The organism is Pseudomonadota bacterium, from assembly GCA_026388255.1.
In the GTDB taxonomy this organism is placed as follows: domain Bacteria; phylum Desulfobacterota; class Syntrophorhabdia; order Syntrophorhabdales; family Syntrophorhabdaceae; genus JAPLKB01.
Window position 1 is genome coordinate 1 of the sequence record JAPLKC010000055.1, and the last position, 17,659, is coordinate 17,659.

The window sequence follows — 17,659 nt, forward strand, 5'->3', positions numbered from 1 at the left end:
CAGGTTTTTCTTTCCTGAAAACCTCCAGCGCCGCTTCGCCATTCTCTGCCTCAATCGGGAAAAACCCGTTATTATTAAGAAAATCGCTAAGCGTGAGCCTGATGTTTTTGTCATCGTCTACAATAAGAATTTTATTCATCCTGCTTCTCCTGCCTTCATTTATTGGGGCTCACGCCTGTCCCCTCTTAACTTCCGTATGAACGTGGGATGTCCGCTCACTTACGTTCGCTTGGACGTCCGCTTACGCTTGGACGTAAATGCCTTCTTCATCGTCCCACGTCCAAAGGAGCCGGGCACCCATGAAGTGGGTGTTGACTGTACGTCCTAAGTCCCACGGTAACTATATCAACTGTCCAGAATCGCCCTGACTTTCGCCAACAACTCAGCCGGCAAAAGGGGTTTTTTTATAAAATTCAACTTTTCATCTATCACCCCTGATCTGTCCATGATTCCATGTGCATATCCGCTCATGAAAAGGATTTTCTGGAGGGGGTTCATTTTCTTTATCTCGTTATACACTTCCTTTATGTGCTTCTTCGGCATCATTACATCAAGAATGATCATGCCGATGCTATCCTTGTGCCGGATAATCTTCTGTATTACATCCTCTCCGTCAACTGCCTCAATAACTTCGTAACCGCCTGCTTCAAGAATGCTTCTTACCGTACTTCTCGTCAGTACATTGTCTTCAGCAAGAAGAATCGTTTCACGGCCCTCTTCAAAAAATATATCCTCCGTATCCGTCTTTTTTTTATGCAAAATCGAATCTATTACCGGCAGGTACACAGATATGGTGGTGCCTTTACCTGTCTCGCTGGACACATTAATATACCCGTTATGTTTTTTGATAATACCAAAGATAATGGAAAGTCCGAGGCCCGTTCCCTTACCAACCTCCTTTGTTGTAAAGAAAGGCTCAAACATCCTCTCAATTGTCCACTTGTCCATCCCTGTACCGTTGTCGGCAACAGATACACGGATATACCTGCCCGGATCGCCGCCTGAGGCATAGAGGTTTGTAAATTCTTCATCCAACTCAATAAAATCAGTCTCTATAGTCAATTTCCCGCCTTCCGGCATGGCATCACGTGCGTTCACGATGAGGTTCATAAGGACTTGCTCTATCTGGCTTTCATCAGCAACTGTTTTCAAATCTGCATCCTTTAATACTGTTTCAAGCTCGATATTATCCCCGATGGTTCGTAATGCCATCCTTACTATCTTATCAACGATTTTGTTAAGATCGAGAGTAACGGGCTTTATGATCTGTTTTCTGCTGAAGGTAAGGAGGTTCTGTGTGAGCTGCGCTGCACTCTCGCCTGCCTCGGTTATCCGGTTGAGATATACTTTTACCTGATCATCCAGATTTGCCTTCATTAGCGAAAGCTGGGCATTTCCCAGAATAGTTGTAAGGAGATTATTGAAGTCATGGGCAATCCCTCCGGCAAGGGTGCCGATGGATTCCATCTTCTGGGCATGGAAAAGCTGTTCCTCCAGTTGTTTACGATCTGTTATGTCTATGGCAATGCCCCTTAATCCTGAAAACTTCTTTCCCTTTCTCATAGGGCTCAGATAGGTAAGGATAGGGAATGTGGCCCCATCCTTCCTGAGCGCTGTAAATTCAATACCTTCCAGTATCTCTCCCCTGGATATCCCTTCGGCTGCTGCCTTTACCCTGTCCCGATCCTCAGGGATAAGCGCCTGTAAGAGTTTCAGGCCTACGTCAATATCTTCCTGCGTATATCCAAACTGTTCAAGGGTATGACAATTCACAAATGTGAAAAAACCCTTTTCATTTACTTCAAAAACCGTCTGTGGTAATAAGTCGGCCAGTTCCTTGTATCTCTCGTTGCTCTTTTTAAACGCTTCATCGGCTTGCTTGCGCTCGGTGATATCATCGTAGATGGCAACAATATCGCCCGAGGGCAGTTTGTATACCTCGTTTTCCACCCACTGGGAAATACGCCCGTCCTTGTAGAATGAAAAAGGGAGATGCTCCGGCACCCCGGTTCTCCAGACGCGCTGGAATACTTCAAAAAGCCCGATGTCTTTGATACCGGGGAATATTTCCAGAACGCTTCTCCCTTCAACCTCCTGTAATGTAACGCTACTGAGTCTTTGACCTGCAGGATTCAAGTCTTTAAAGATAAAATCCTCGCCGTTATGCTGCGCCTTGTATACTGCCACACCGCTTCCCATCTTGTTGAACATTTCACGGAAGCGGATTTCGCTCTCCTTGAGCGCAACTTCAGCCAGTTTGCGCTTGGTGATATCCTCAACGGTGCCTTCAAAATGAAGTAATTTCCCTGTTTCGTCTTTAACGACACGGGCATTGATTGAAACCCATATTTTACTCCCATCCTTTTTGTAAACGGTTGTCTCAAAGTCATTTACTTTCCCTTGCTTCTTAAGCATGACCGTATAGCGCGTTCTGTCTTCCTGATTTGCAAACAGTTGCTCTCCTGTGTGGGTAATGCCTGTTATCATCTCTTCCGGGTATTCAAAACCGTGAATATGTGCCATGGCAGGATTGACACTGATGAAGCGACCCTCGGGAGAGCTTTGGTAGATGCCCTCTATGGCATTCTCGAAGATGGAGCGGTATTTCTGTTCACTTTGAAGCAGGGCTTCTTCTGCATGCTTGTGTTCGGTAATGTCGCGGAGGACTAAAACCTTTGCCTTTTTTTTCTTATAATGTATGGTTCTTGCCTGCCCGGCCACTTCCATAATAAGGGGAGACCCGTCTTTCTTCAGCATCATCGCCACATAAGGCTTTTCATAATCTGTCTGCATGGCATGCAAAAAAAGTTCTTTTGATTCCGGTGCGACAAAATTTATTACATGTTTTTTTCCGATTATCTCATCTGCCTCATCATAATCATAACCAAACATCCTTATCATGGCTTGATTAAAATCCAGGACATTACCATCGTCGTGAATAACTATTCCTTCAAAAGTGGAATCAGCGAGAAGGCGGAACCTCTCTTCGCTTCCGGCCAACGCATCTTCTGCGTGCATGCGTTCCAGTTCGGCCGATGCCCTGGCCGCCAGGATATCCATGATTTCCCGAAAGTCAGGGTAGTTTTTTGTAAGCGGCTTTCGCGACAGCACACAGAGAACACCAAAAGAGCTTCCGTCTGACTTCACAAGCGGTGTACCTGCATAGCCCTCGATATTCAGGGCAGAAACGAGCTTTGCCTCGGGAAAGAGAGCGCTTACACCTTCAGGATAGAAACTGAACCCATCGGTGGCAACACGCCCACAGGGTGTGCCTTCCAGGCCTAAAACCAGATTATCGACAATCTTCCCGTCAGGCCATACGGAACAGCTCCTGATTTCGTTGCTGTCAGGTACGATCTCACCGATAATCACACAGTCTGCATCAAGCCATCCTGCTACGTTCTCAACAATCCTGTCAAGGCATGCCTGCCCTGTAGTCCCTACACTGCTTTTCAGTATGGTGGTCTTTACCCTTTCCGCCTTCTTCAGGTCCGTTATGTCCTGAATCAGCCCGTCATATGAAACAAGTCTGCCTTGATCATCATAACGTAAAACAGGTGTGCTTCTCACCCAACGCTTACCACCATCCTTGCGAACAATCCGGTGCTCCGAAGGCAGGGCATTTCCTCCTCCAAGGATCTGCTTTAAATATTCTTCAACTTCCACCTTGTCCTCGTCTGCAATCATGCGATACCACAGGTAAGGATCTGCAGCGAATTCTTCTGTTGTGTAGCCCGTAATAGCCACGCAACCCGGTCCGTGACGGGTTTCCACCGCCCTCCCCTCATCCAGACTTACTGAATATATATAGTCGGTGACGGCCTCGGTAATACACCGGTAGCGCTCTTCGCTCTGTTGCATGGCAACTTCTGCCTGTTTACGTTTCTCCTCAAGAAGTTTTTCCCGTGTCAAGTCCCTTCCACAACCGACAGTACCGATCATATTCCCTTTTTCATCAAGAAAAGGGGCCTTGTAGACGTCGAGAAAGAGAAATTCCCCCTGTACATTGCCTGACTCATCAAACCGTTGCGACCTCCTTTCTTGCAACACAACAGCATCGGAATCAATGCATATCTCTCCGAATGTATGCCATACAGGATCATCGGGACGGGATTGCCTCTCCCTGTCCGCAAAGAACATGTCTGTTTTTCCTAAAGGCTCATTAAAATCTTTTGTGTTGAGCAGTTTCTCACAGATAGCCCTGTTGGCAAAAATGAATTTTTTTTCAAGATCCTTTGCCCATATAAGGTCAGGTACATTGTCACACATTAATTTCATCATGGCATAGAGCGCCTGGTATTTGTCTTCGGATTGTTTTAACTGCAGCTCAATATTTTTTTTATTCAGCGCTATTTCAATTACTATTCTGACCTCAGTTTTCTGAAAGGGTTTAGTAAGATACCCGTAGGGTTCCGCCTCTTTCGCTCTCTCAATGTATTCAAAATCCATATAGGCAGTAAGGAAAATTATTGGTATGCCATGCCTTGCAGTGATGGTTTTTGCAGCTTCAATACCGTCCGGGCCTCCTTGCATAACAATGTCCATAAGTATGATATCAGGCTTGAGATGCCCGGCCATCTCCACAGACTTATTACCGGAAGTGGCAACTCCCACCACCTCATGTCCTATTTCTGTAAGGTATTCCTTGATATGCGTTGCAATAATTGCTTCGTCATCGACAACCATTATCCTGGCCATGTTTTCCCTCGCTTTTTACTGCCTTAAACTCTACGTTCCATAATTATTTCTTCTATGCGAACGTTTACAGGACATCAAAATTGACTATAAAACCCGGATTTATGTTGATTTAACTAAGTTGGATGAAAGGTATCGGTTTCACAGTCCCCTGTACATCTGTAATTATGTACTTAATTACAGTGTAACTGATTAATTGCGTTTTGCAAGCAAAATTATCTATACCAAAAAGCTGCGTAAATCTTTTACCCTCCGGGCGCTATCTATGAATCCGAACCGGTATTACGTATTATTCAAGACAAGCTGCACTATTCCTTCCAACGGCACTATTTTATCGACCGCATTAAGCTTGATCGCCTCTTTGGGCATACCGAAGACTATACAGGATGCTTCGTCCTGGGCAATATTGAATGCCCCAGCATCTTTCATCTCAAGCATACCTTTTGCCCCATCGTCACCCATACCGGTCATAATCACCCCTACAGCATTCTTTCCTGCATACCGGGATGCAGAACGAAAGAGGACATCTACGGATGGTCTGTGGCGGCATACTAAGGGCCCGTCTTTTACTTCTACATAGTAGCGGGCACCGCTCCTTTTTAAGAGTGTATGTTTATTTCCAGGGGCAATGAGGGCTCGACCCCGTATGACCGTATCGTTGTCCTCAGCTTCTTTTACGGATATCCTACAAAGAGTGTTAAGCCGGTTTGCAAAGGCGCGGGTGAAGTTCTCCGGCATGTGTTGTACGATGACCATGCCGGCTGCATCTTCGGGCAGGGCTTCCAGAAAAACCCTCAATGCCTCTGTACCTCCGGTAGACGCCCCTATGACCACAACCTTCTCCGTAGTCTGGATCATTGCCTTATTTACCTGCATCGGGATAACTGCATCTGCCGTAAGTTTGGGTTGTACGTGCAGAGGTTTCGAAACAGTCTTTTTTGTACGCGCCCTTGCTGCTGCCTTGACTACATCACAAATAAGGATCTTCGATTCCTCCAGAAACTGCTTTACCCCCATTTTGGGCTTCTGAATAATCTCAACAGCGCCGTATTCAAGGGCCTTCAGGGCTGTTTCCGAACCGTCATCGGTAAGGCTCGAACACATGACAACCGGAATCGGGTGCTGCGACATGATCTTCTGAAGAAAGGTAATGCCGTCCATCCGGGGCATCTCCACATCAAGGGTGATTACATCAGGGGCAACCTCTCTCATTCTCTCTGCCGCAAGATATGGGTCCCTGGCTGCACCGATAACCTCTATTAATGGATCGGACGAAAGGATTTCCGTCATTGCCTGGCGGACTACTGCCGAGTCATCAACAATAAGGACTTTGATTCTGTTCATATGTGCCTCTCAATTAGTTCACCATTGCCCATGTAATCCAAACCTTTTTTTGGTTTGTATCCTGTCATCACGCGGACAACGAACTTTGGACTGAGTTTATACGTTTTAATAACACCTTGCCTGTGTGGGTATAGAAATGCACCTTTCTGCCCAGTTTGCCTCCAATATCGGATACCTTAAGCTGAAGATTCTCATTTCTGATGACCTCCAGAGCTATCTCTATGTTCTTCTGCCCTATCGATGCCATACTTTCATTCATCCTGTCGATTACATCCGCACCACCTAAGAGTTTGATCTCCATTTCGTCTTTCCTTATACCCATTGTTTCAAACTTGTTAAGCATATACAAAATAGAGCTGTCTACATAGCGGAACTCATGGTGTCCCTTTGTAAAAGAACTCCTGGGCAGCATTGCATGGCAGATGCCGCCTGCCTTTAACCTCCTGTTAAATATTGTTACGGCAATGCATGAACCGAGGATCGTGGAAACGATGGTAGGTTTATCCGATATGTAGAGTTCTCCCGGTTTCAGAAAAACCCTCATGCAAGTCTCCGGTATATGGTTGGTGCTACCTGGGTCAGTGGCACATCCATACCGAAGAGTGTCTCCGAATGCCCCATAAAGAGATAACCGTCGGGGGATAAATGCTGGCAGAATTTGTTTAAAAGCCTCTCCTGTGTCGGTTTATCAAAGTATATGATAACATTCCGGCAGAAAATGATATCCATGGGTTCACGGAAGCCGAAGTCACTATCCATAAAGTTTAATCGTCTGAACCTGATTTGTTCCCTCAACGCAGGTATAACACGATATAGTTTTTTTGTCCTGTCCTTATTTCTCAGGAGGTACTTATTCCTCATATCAGGAGGAACAGGGCTTATCCGCTCTTCATCATAGATGGCAAGTTTTGCTTTATCAAGAACCCTGGTGGATATGTCGGTAGCAAGGATCTGGAAATTAAAACTCCTGTTATCATTTACAAACTCACTTAACACCATAGCCAGCGTGTAAGGTTCTTCACCGCTTGAACAGCCTGCACTCCAAATAAATATATTCTTTCTGATACGGGTAAGATGGGGAAGCGCTATGCGGTTGAGAAATTCAAAATGGCCCGGTTCCCGGAAAAAATCAGTTTTATTCGTGGTAACCTGATCTATCATGTCCGTCAATTCTTCCTGTATTCCTGCAGGGCTGAAAAGATAATCGCAGTACAGGGTAAAGGAATTGAGTTTCAATTCTCTCAGCCTCTTCTGAAGTCGCGCCTCCAGCATGGTCTTTTTTGAATCGCCGATATTGATGCCGCACTCATTGTAGATAAAATCCTTAAGACGCGAGAAGTCTTTATTGGACATAGTAATAGTTGAACTCTGAGAACGTTCATCCTTTATCATATTGATAACACCTGCAATATTTATACCACCTGTACTGAATCTACAAGGGCGCTGATAATGGTGGTTTCTCCATCAAAAGATACCCTACGACAGTGATGCATATATTGACATTGATGCATATATTGACAGCCTTTTCCGTGGCAGACATCCCGAACTTGACTTCAAGAAGGTATGTTTATTTTTCGGGTTAATTTTTCTGAAGCTTCATTTTCAGGACAACACATGTTTCTTCCGTTAATTCACAGTCCTTCGGACATGGTTCTATGTGTATTGTAACATCTATATTCTGCATCTTTTCGATCATCTTCATTTCTATTACCTCTGCTAAATTGTGCGCTTCTTCAATGCGTGCTTTTCTGCATATCAATAAATGGAAATCCAGATACTTCTTGTTGCCTGCCAGACGGCTTCTCAGCTTGTGATACCCGGCATAGGGAAAGGGCATGGTATCAATGATGTCTCGAATTTCCATTTCGACCTTTTCAGGGATGCTGGTGTCCATAAGACCCGAAAGCCCGTCCCTGAATATTTTAATCGCTGAGAAGATGATGATTAAGCCTATTATTATCGCAAATAACAAGTCAAAATACGTCATGCCCGTGTAATAGGTAAGAACAATGGCAACAATGGCAGCAGAGTTGGAATAAAAGTCGCTCGTATAATGGAGTGCATCAGCCATGAGCGCGCGCGAGCCGGTTTTCTTTCCCACCACCTTCAGAACAGTTGAAACGGCAATGGTAAAAACAAGGGAAAAAACCATGACGCCGATATCGAGTCTGGAATAGGCAATTGCTTCTTTACTGAGGAATTTATCAATAGTTGTATAGATTATTGCTGCCCCACTGAAGACAATAACAAGAGATTGAATTACGGCAGCCAGGTCTTCAGCTTTTCCATGACCGTACTGGTGTTCATGATCTGCCGGTTCTGCGGCCTTCTTTATGGCAAAAAAGTTCATGCCGGACATGAACACATCCAGCAAGCTGTCAAGGCCTGAAGACATCACAGCCATAGAACCTGAGATCAAGCCTACAGAGAACTTACCTATTGCAAGGATTGCTGCAGACGCGATTGCGAATAAAGAAGCTTTCTGTTTAATATCCATTGTAATATTATTTAATGCTCATTGAGTTTAAATATTCAAGCATAATCCATCGCCTCTAATATGAATCTTGAAAACATGCTGCCTCAATGGCGACAAGGTTATGCGCAAAAGGCGCCACGGCTTTATGCTCAATAACCTGTGGAAAAAACGTGCTATTTCTGCTAAGCTATGGCGGTTTTAATCTTACGGGAGTTTTACCTTGGAATGCCATGGACAATCTTGATGTTATAGTAATCGGTGCAGGTCATGCAGGCTGTGAAGCTGCACTTGCTTCTGCACGTATAGGCGTAAAGACCCTTCTTTTGACAACCAATCTGGATCATATAGCATTCATGTCATGCAACCCTGCCGTAGGCGGACTTGGTAAGGGACATCTTGTAAAAGAGCTTGACGCCCTGGGCGGTGAGATGGGTAAAAACATCGATGCCACAGGCATTCAGTTCCGCATCCTCAATATGAAAAAGGGGCCTGCTGTCCGCGCAACCCGCATCCAGGCAGACAAAATGAAATATGCCATAAGGATGAAAAGGGTGCTTGAAGAACAGGAAAATCTATTTTTACGGCAGGGCATTGTAGAAAAGCTCTTAGTCGAAAACAACACGGTCATCGGCGTTGAAACACAATGGGGAGAAAAGTTCTACGGAAAATGTGTGATTATAACAACAGGGACATTCCTGAAGGGACTTATACACATAGGCCTGGAACATTTCGAAGCAGGAAGGATGGGGGATTTACCATCCGTTGGCCTCTCCCTCTGTCTCAAAGAACTCGGTTTTGACATAGGACGTCTCAAAACAGGGACATGCCCCCGGCTTGACGGAAGGACAATAGATTTTTTAAAGCTTGAGCCGCAGCATAGCGATGACCCGCCGCAGCCTTTTTCATTCATGACACAGGCAGTTCATAATAAACTCGTTCCCTGCTGGCTTACTTATACAAACGAAAGGACCCATGATGCAATCCGGGCAGGATTCGACAGATCGCCCCTTTATACAGGAAAAATAAAAGGTACGGGGGTCAGGTACTGCCCATCCATTGAAGACAAAATAGTAAGATTTCAGGATAAAGAACGCCACCGCATATTTATTGAGCCGGAGGGCCTCGACACTATTGAATATTACCCGAACGGGCTTTCCACGAGCCTCCCCCTTGATATACAGTTAAAGATGCTCAGAAGCATAAACGGTCTCGAACATGTGGAGATTACAAGACCGGGTTATGCGATAGAATATGACTTTGTATATCCCACACAGCTATATGCTACCCTTGAAACGAAACTGATCAACAATCTCTTCCATGCAGGTCAGATAAACGGGACAACAGGCTATGAAGAGGCTGCAGCTCAGGGCATGATGGCAGGCATTAACGCTGCATTAAAGGTTACAGGCAAGGAGATGTTCTGCCTTGGCAGGGATGAGGCATACATTGGTGTTATGATAGATGACCTGGTAACAAAAGGGGTTGACGAACCATACAGGATGTTTACATCGAGGGCTGAATACCGGCTCTTGCTGCGAGAGGACAATGCAGACCTGAGACTTACGGAAAAAGGTTATGTTGCCGGGATTGTGAGCAAAGAGCGTTATGAGAAACTAATAGAAAAAAAGAAGAAGATCTCCAGGACACATGAAATATTGCAGTCGATAAGGCTCAAGCCCACCCTTGAAACAATTGAAATGTTAAGAAACAATGGTTTTGGAAGTATAAAGAACCCCGTCACCCTTGAAGAGCTTCTTAAAAAACCGGAAGTGACCATGGACAGCATAAAAAGGATAGAACCGGCCTTCAATGACCTGGAAGAAGATATTGCATATCAGGTGGAGTTAGATATAAAATACCGGGGCTATACGGAAAGACAGTTTGAGATGATAGAAAAAACAAAGAGGCTTGAAAATATGAAAATTCCCGTTGATATTGCTTACGGCAGTGTTTCCGGATTATCGCGGGAGGTAGTGGAGAGACTGTCAAAGATCAGGCCTTTTACCATCGGTCAGGCAGCCAGAATTCCCGGAATTACACCGGCGGCTATAACAGCGGTGATGATACATTTGAAGAAGACAGGGATATTGTAAGGGAAATGTTGAATGTTGAATGTTGAATTGAAGAGTCAACAGGGTGATCTCCACTATCTTTGCCGGTAGAGGGGGCGACCCCCTTACGGGGACAGGCGCAAGCCCCAGAAAAATAACAAGGCGTCAAAGAGCTAAATAGCTCACACGGTGAGCGAGAAGGGGAGGCTCCGACAGCTTTGCTGGTGGAGGGGGCGACCCCCTTACGGGGACAGGCGCAAGCCCCAATAATAGAGGTTTATTTTGGAAGATAATAACAGCATTATAAAAAACTGGCTAAACGGTTTCGGAGTAGATACTTCGGGTATCGGGGATATGTCGCTATATGAAAAAGAACTGGTAGGGCTGGATGATTCTATAAAACAGAGGTTACCATTTGCCGTCTCTTTTGGCCTTGTATTGTCAAAAGGTATTCTGGATACCGTAACGGATGGGCCCAACCCACTCTATCTCCATCATTACCGGCAATTGAACTACAGGCTTGACATGATCGGGTATCTGCTCTCAAAGGAGATTGAAAAAAAAGGGTGCAAGGCAATACCCTTCGGGGCCTCTCAGGTTATAGACTGGCGGAACCAGAAGGGACATATCTCCCATAAGCATATAGGGGTTTTATCGGGTATCGGATGGATAGGCAGAAATAATCTCCTTATACATCCTGTCTTCGGGGCCAGAGTCAGGTACAACGCGGTTCTGACAGATATGCCACTTACACCGGACAAACCGCTTGACAGAAATTGCGGAGGGTGCAAGGCCTGTATCGACAAATGCCCGGCCGGTTCGATAAAAGACACTCAATCCTTATTTGATCATAAAGGATGTTATGACATGCTGACCCAATTCAAAAACAAGAGGAACCTCGGTCATCATATCTGCGGCATATGTATAGAAGCCTGCAAGGGGAAACGATGAAGGCAACAAAGGCGCTCATTGCCCTTGAGGATGGAGCCGTTTTTGAGGGCAAAAGCTGCGGGATAGAAGGTGAAAAGGAAGGAGAAATCGTCTTTAACACGAGTATGACCGGCTATCAGGAAATCATGACAGACCCGTCGTATAAGGGGCAGATTGTTACAATGACATATCCTCTTATCGGCAACTACGGGGTAAACGAAGACGATACAGAATCGGGCAGCCCGAAGGTAGAAGGCTTCATTGTAAGGGAATTGAGCAGAATCGCAAGTAATCACAGGTCTCAAGACAATATTGTAAACTACCTTAAAAATCACAATATAGTAGCCATAGAAGAGGTTGACACCCGCGCGCTTACAAGGCATATACGGGTCAGGGGAGCAATGAAAGGCATCATTTCCACCATAGATGCAGATCCCGAAAGTCTTATTAAAAAGGCAAGGACATCGAAGGGCATTGTCGGCAGAGACCTGGTTAAGGAAGTAACCTGCAGAGAACCCTATATTTGGAGCAACACAGAAGAAGATCGGGGTTCGCAGTTCAAGGTTCAAATTCCCGACGCTTCACGCCTGTCCTCGCTTGGCGGGGGCTTCACGCTTAAAGGTTCAGAAAATTCTAAATTAGAAATTCTAAATTCTAAATTAAAAGTTGTTGTCATGGACTTCGGGGTAAAGATGAATATCCTGAGGATGCTCAATAAAGCAGGTTGTCATGTAGCTGTTGTCCCTGCAAACACATCTGCAGAAGATATACTTGCAATGCAGGCTGATGGGGTACTCCTTTCGAACGGACCCGGCGACCCTGAAGGCGTGCCTTATGCCATAGAGGAAATAAAGAAGCTCATAGGAAAAATCCCCATCTTCGGCATCTGTCTCGGCCAGCAGTTGCTTGGCCTTGCATATGGCGGAAAGACATACAAACTCAAGTTCGGTCATCGCGGGGCAAATCAGCCTATAAAAGACCTGACAACGGGAAAGGTCTATATAGTTTCAGAAAATCACGGGTTTGCTGTAGACATAGATTCCATAAAAACAGAACCCGTAAAGGCAACACATGTCAACCTGAATGATAATACGATTGAAGGCCTGGAACATGAGACATACCCTGTTTTTTCTGTCCAGTACCATCCTGAAGCCTCACCGGGACCGCATGATGCATACGGACTGTTTGCAAAATTTGCTGACATGATGGAGAAGTTCAGGGATAAAAGAACAATGAGTTGAAAACTTAAAAAACACATGCCAAAACGAACAGACATTCAAAGTATACTCATTATAGGCTCCGGCCCGATTGTCATCGGTCAGGCCTGTGAATTCGATTATTCAGGAAGTCAGGCATGTAAGGCGCTTAGAGAGGAAGGCTACAAAGTAATCCTCGTCAACAGCAACCCTGCAACGATAATGACAGACCCTGATATGGCAGACAGGGTTTACATTGAACCACTTACGCCCGAAATCCTTGAAGAGATTATTAAAGTTGAAAGACCCGATACGATCCTTCCCACTATCGGCGGTCAGACAGCGCTTAACCTTGCCACAATCCTTTCGGAGAGGGGTATCCTCGACAAGTATAATGTAGAACTGATAGGCGCCGATTATAAAGCCATTAGAAAAGCTGAGAACAGGGAAGAGTTTAAGGCTGCTATGGAAAATATCGGTCTCGAAGTGCCCGGAAGCGGTCTTGCCCATAATATGGATGATGCAAAAAAAGTGGCTAAAGAAATAGGCTTCCCGCTCATCATAAGACCAAGCTTTACCCTCGGAGGCACAGGTGCGGCAGTCGCATACAACATTGAAGAATTTAAGATCCTCGCCTTAAGAGGTCTTGAGAGCAGCATGACCAGCGAAATCCTCATCGAGGAATCCGTCATAGGCTGGAAGGAATATGAGCTTGAGGTCATGAGGGACAAAAAAGACAATGTTGTCATTATTTGTTCCATTGAGAACTTTGACGCCATGGGCGTGCACACAGGCGACAGCATCACCGTGGCTCCGGCGCAGACTTTGACGGATAAAGAATACCAGGTCATGAGGGATGCCGCTATCATGATCATAAGGGAGATAGGCGTTGAAACAGGGGGTTCGAATATCCAGTTTGCCGTACATCCGGATACGGGCAGGATGACAATCATTGAGATGAATCCCAGGGTTTCCAGGAGTTCAGCCCTTGCGTCAAAGGCTACAGGATTTCCTATTGCAAAGATCGCTGCAAAGCTTGCAGTAGGATATACTCTGGATGAAATCCCCAATGATATAACAAAGAAGACTCCGGCATCGTTCGAGCCGACCATAGACTATTGCGTTGTCAAGGTTCCAAGGTTTACCTTTGAAAAGTTTAAAGGGGCTGATGAGACCCTGACCGTTCAGATGAAATCCGTAGGGGAGGCTATGGCTATTGGAAGGACCTTTAAAGAGGCGCTGCAAAAGGGGTTCAGGTCGCTTGAAGTAGGCGTTTTCGGAATTATAGACGAGAGGCTTCCGGGTATACATGATCCGCTGTTTATAAAACAAAAACTGATTACCCCGAACAAAGACAGGGTATTTTATATTCGCCACGCATTAAAGGCAGGCATCGATATAAACGAAATTTACGATCTCACAGGCATAGACAGGTGGTTTCTGAAGAATATTGAAGAGAGTGTGCAGTTTGAAGCGGAAATAGCCGGACAGAATGACTTATCTGAAGAGCTTATGTACAGGGCAAAGAGGCTTGGTTTTTCCGACAGGCAGATAGGCGCTCTTATTGGCAAAAGCGAAAATGAGATACGTGCAGCAAGAATCAGTATGGGCATAAAAAGCGTCTTTAAGCTTGTTGATACCTGCGCTGCCGAATTTGAGGCCTACACACCTTATTACTATTCCACCTATGAAAAAGAAGACGAATCAAGAATCTCCGACAGGAAAAAGATCATGATCCTGGGCGGTGGGCCGAACAGGATCGGCCAGGGCATAGAATTCGATTACTGCTGCGTCCATGCAGCTTTCGCGCTAAAAGCACTCGGTTATGAAACTATCATGGTGAACAGCAACCCCGAAACTGTAAGTACGGACTATGACACATCAGACCAATTATATTTTGAGCCTCTTACCTTCGAAAATGTCCTTGATATTGCCGAACGTGAAAAGCCGGACGGCGTAGTTGTCCAATTCGGCGGACAGACGCCGCTCAACCTTGCAGTGCCTTTACAGAAATCCGGCGTACCCATCATAGGAACAACACCGGAGAGTATAGACATGGCTGAAGACAGGGACAAGTTCAAGTCTTTACTTAAAAAACTGGACATCACACAGCCGGAAAACGGCATAGCCATATCATTTGAAGAGGCAAAAAAAGTGGCAAACACGATAGGATATCCTGTTGTGGTGCGGCCGTCCTATGTGCTTGGCGGCAGGGCAATGGAAATCGTATATACAGACAGCGATCTTATGAACTTCATGGAAAAGGCAGCCGAGGCGTCACCGGATAGACCGATCCTTATAGACAAGTTCCTTGAAGACGCCATAGAGATAGATGTAGATGCCGTTGCAGACGGTGAAAGCTGTGTAGTTGCCGGCATCATGGAACATATCGAAGAGGCGGGCATCCATTCGGGAGACAGTGCCTGTACATTGCCGCCCTACTCTCTCGATGACGAGGCAATCGACAAGATCAAAACATACACATACATGCTCGCCAAGGAACTCAACGTTATAGGCCTTATGAATATCCAGTACGCTGTAAAAAATGATGTGATTTATGTACTTGAGGTAAATCCCCGTGCAAGCAGAACCATTCCATTTGTCAGCAAAGCCACCGGCATCCAGTGGGCTAAAGTAGCTGTAAAACTGATGGTAGGGCTAAAATTGAAAGACCTCGGAATTGACAAAGAGGTTGAGATAAAACATGTAGCCGTGAAAGAATCGGTCTTCCCTTTTAATAAGTTTTACGGTGTTGATACGATTCTTGGACCTGAAATGAAATCCACCGGCGAGGTCATGGGCATCGATATTAATTTCGGCGCCGCCTTTCTCAAGGCACAACTCGGCGCAGGCCAGGACCTCCCCGCTTCCGGAAATGTGCTTCTGAGTGTAAAAAACAAGGATAAGAGAAATGTGGTTTTCATCGCAAAGAAGCTGTCAGACCTCGGTTTTAAGATATTTGCCACAAAAGGAACCGGAAAAGTCCTTGTAAACAACGGCATCGATGTAGCTTTCGTCAACAAGGTCTCTGAAGGCAGACCCCATATCGTTGACATGATCAAGAATGGTGAGCTTCAATTTATCATTAATACACCAAGCGGCAGACATCCGATGCAGGATGAGGTAAGCATACGGGCAAGCGCAGTCCAGTACAAAACCCCTTACACAACAACCATTTCCGGTGCACAGGCCATGGTTAACGCCATAGAACACATAAAAATAGGCGGACTTCAGGTAAAAGCACTTCAGGATTATTTCAAGTAAAAATCTGTTGCGTTTTCGTATCTCGGTGCTTCACGGGTTTACCCGCTTCACAAGATCAGTACAATCAAGGTTGGCGGCGAAGAATTACAGGTAATGTTCAGATTAACCCCTGATATGTTACACAAATCTGACAAATTATGTTATATAGTATGACATGCTATTTCCACGAAACATCAAACATCTTTTCATGGGCTGGAAAACCCGGGATAATAGAAAACCTCTTATTGTCCGGGGTGCCCGCCAGACAGGCAAGACCTCGGCAGTCCACAAACTGGCTTCTGAAGCCTTCGATTCGTATGTATATATCAACCTGGAGAAGGCCGATGACCTTTCGTTGTTTTCAAGGATGTATTCCATCCAGGAACTGCTTCAGATTTTACAGCTCAAATTCAATAAAAAGATAACGCCCGGCAAGACACTCATATTTATAGATGAAATTCAGGTCTCTCCCGCGGCGATGTCACAGCTCCGCTATTTCTATGAAGAATCTCCTGCGCTTCATGTGATTGCAGCAGGGTCACTACTTGAAGTAAAAATGAAGACAGAAGGTTTTTCTTTTCCTGTCGGGCGCGTTGAATACTGTTATCTCCATCCTGTTTCATTCGATGAATTCCTTGGCGCCTTGCATGAGACTGAGTCATTAGACTTTATAAACAGCACAAAAACTACCACTCATATCCCCGATGACATACATACTATCCTTATGAAAAGATTCCATGAATATATTCTGGTTGGCGGAATGCCCGAAGCGGTACAACGATATGCTGCTGAAAAGTCGTTTATTAATGTAAATCCGGTATACGAGTCCATCATAACCGGTTTCAAAGATGATGTGTTCAAGTATTCACGGGAGGCGAAGGCAAAGTACCTTCAGTTTATTATTGAGCATGCCCCGAAATATGTCGGGTTGGCTGTTAAATATGAGAATTTCGGCGGATCAGGCTTCCGCAGCAGGGAGATGAGCGAAGCCTTTGATATCCTCGAAAAGGCGATGATCGTTCACAGGGTGTATCCGTCTGCCTCCAGACAACTTCCCCTGCTCCACAATCTGAAGAAATCACCAAAACTTGTTTTTCTGGACATGGGGCTTATCAACTATCAGTTGGGATTGAGAACAGAAATTATCAATATTGAAGATATAAACGCTGTCTTTCACGGACAGATTGGGGAGCAGATTGTAGGGCAGATGTTACTTTCCTTATCGCCCCTTAAGAATGCCCGTCTATCGTACTGGTATAGAGAGCAAAGGGGTTCTCTGTCAGAGGTAGACTATCTGATGAGCTACAACAATAAACTTGTTCCTGTGGAGGTAAAGTCAGGAAAAACAGGGAGGCTGAAATCGCTTCACCTGTTTATGGAAGAAAGTAAAAGCAATGTAGCCGTGAGGATTCATTCCGGCAACCTGTCCGTAGACAACATATCGACACCAAAGGGGAAAATGTTTACCCTTCTCTCTATCCCATTTTACCTGGTGCACCGCATTGAGGAATTGCTTGCTGAAGTGATTGAATGAAGTAGTGATTCCAAAAAACATGCCGGCATATGGCTTGTTGTTGACAGAATTGGAGTTGCCCCTATCAAACCGGACACCCTTCTAACTTATCTAATGCTCTCCTGTGCTCCCTCGGTGATTTCATTTTCAGCCCTTTATGGGGATGATATTCATTATAATCTTCAAACCAGAAAGGGAGTTGTTCCATAAC

10 protein-coding genes are annotated in these 17,659 nt (G+C 45.3%); 5 read left to right on the plus strand and 5 right to left on the minus strand.

Translation table 11 applies throughout. The annotated features are described in order from the left end of the window. Positions 1-345: 345 nt before the first annotated feature. From NT178_07115 to NT178_07135, 5 genes are all read right to left on the minus strand, one after another. A complete protein-coding gene (locus tag NT178_07115) occupies positions 346-4,698 on the minus strand; it encodes a PAS domain S-box protein (GenBank protein ID MCX5812299.1) in 4,353 nt (1,450 codons plus the stop codon). 279 nt (positions 4,699-4,977) lie between these two features. Continuing rightward, a complete protein-coding gene (locus NT178_07120; protein MCX5812300.1) occupies positions 4,978-6,039 on the minus strand; it encodes a chemotaxis response regulator protein-glutamate methylesterase in 1,062 nt (353 codons plus the stop codon). Between the two features lie 67 nt (positions 6,040-6,106). Further along, a complete protein-coding gene (locus tag NT178_07125) occupies positions 6,107-6,583 on the minus strand; it encodes a chemotaxis protein CheD (GenBank protein MCX5812301.1) in 477 nt (158 codons plus the stop codon). After that, positions 6,580-7,431, minus strand: a complete 852-nt coding sequence (locus NT178_07130; GenBank protein MCX5812302.1) for a protein-glutamate O-methyltransferase — start codon at positions 7,429-7,431, stop codon at positions 6,580-6,582. The genes NT178_07125 and NT178_07130 overlap by 4 nt, the downstream gene beginning before the upstream one ends. A 187-nt stretch (positions 7,432-7,618) precedes the next feature. Then, complete coding sequence (locus NT178_07135; GenBank protein ID MCX5812303.1) at positions 7,619-8,536, minus strand: cation diffusion facilitator family transporter; 918 nt, start codon at positions 8,534-8,536, stop codon at positions 7,619-7,621. Between the two features lie 209 nt (positions 8,537-8,745). On the opposite strand from NT178_07135, the gene mnmG reads away from it, so the two are divergent. From mnmG to NT178_07160, 5 genes are all read left to right on the plus strand, one after another. Next, entirely contained in the window at positions 8,746-10,608 is a 1,863-nt protein-coding gene (gene mnmG / locus NT178_07140; GenBank protein MCX5812304.1) for a tRNA uridine-5-carboxymethylaminomethyl(34) synthesis enzyme MnmG, read from the plus strand. 240 nt (positions 10,609-10,848) lie between these two features. Further along, positions 10,849-11,517 carry a hypothetical protein gene (locus tag NT178_07145; GenBank protein ID MCX5812305.1) on the plus strand — a complete coding sequence of 223 codons (669 nt, stop codon included), beginning with the start codon at positions 10,849-10,851 and terminating at the stop codon, positions 11,515-11,517. Then, a complete protein-coding gene (gene carA, locus NT178_07150; protein MCX5812306.1) occupies positions 11,514-12,737 on the plus strand; it encodes a glutamine-hydrolyzing carbamoyl-phosphate synthase small subunit in 1,224 nt (407 codons plus the stop codon). The genes NT178_07145 and carA overlap by 4 nt, the downstream gene beginning before the upstream one ends. A gap of 15 nt (positions 12,738-12,752) precedes the next feature. Further along, positions 12,753-15,956: a carbamoyl-phosphate synthase large subunit gene (carB, locus tag NT178_07155; protein ID MCX5812307.1), complete on the plus strand. Its 3,204-nt coding sequence runs from the start codon at positions 12,753-12,755 to the stop codon at positions 15,954-15,956. Between the two features lie 154 nt (positions 15,957-16,110). Continuing rightward, on the plus strand, positions 16,111-17,469 hold the full coding sequence (locus tag NT178_07160; GenBank protein ID MCX5812308.1) for an AAA family ATPase: 1,359 nt from the start codon (positions 16,111-16,113) through the stop codon (positions 17,467-17,469). Positions 17,470-17,659 lie beyond the last annotated feature (190 nt).

What these genes read in the sequence shown, in the direction of transcription:
- NT178_07130 (MCX5812302.1), bottom strand. Translation starts at nt 7,431, where the DNA reads ATGATAAAGGATGAACGTTCTCAGAGTTCAACTATTACTATGTCCAAT.
- NT178_07160 (MCX5812308.1), top strand. Translation starts at nt 16,111, where the DNA reads ATGCTATTTCCACGAAACATCAAACATCTTTTCATGGGCTGGAAAACC.
- carB (MCX5812307.1), top strand. Translation starts at nt 12,753, where the DNA reads ATGCCAAAACGAACAGACATTCAAAGTATACTCATTATAGGCTCCGGC.
- NT178_07115 (MCX5812299.1), bottom strand. Translation starts at nt 4,698, where the DNA reads ATGGCCAGGATAATGGTTGTCGATGACGAAGCAATTATTGCAACGCAT.
- mnmG (MCX5812304.1), top strand. Translation starts at nt 8,746, where the DNA reads ATGGACAATCTTGATGTTATAGTAATCGGTGCAGGTCATGCAGGCTGT.
- NT178_07135 (MCX5812303.1), bottom strand. Translation starts at nt 8,536, where the DNA reads ATGGATATTAAACAGAAAGCTTCTTTATTCGCAATCGCGTCTGCAGCA.
- NT178_07120 (MCX5812300.1), bottom strand. Translation starts at nt 6,039, where the DNA reads ATGAACAGAATCAAAGTCCTTATTGTTGATGACTCGGCAGTAGTCCGC.
- NT178_07125 (MCX5812301.1), bottom strand. Translation starts at nt 6,583, where the DNA reads ATGAGGGTTTTTCTGAAACCGGGAGAACTCTACATATCGGATAAACCT.
- carA (MCX5812306.1), top strand. Translation starts at nt 11,514, where the DNA reads ATGAAGGCAACAAAGGCGCTCATTGCCCTTGAGGATGGAGCCGTTTTT.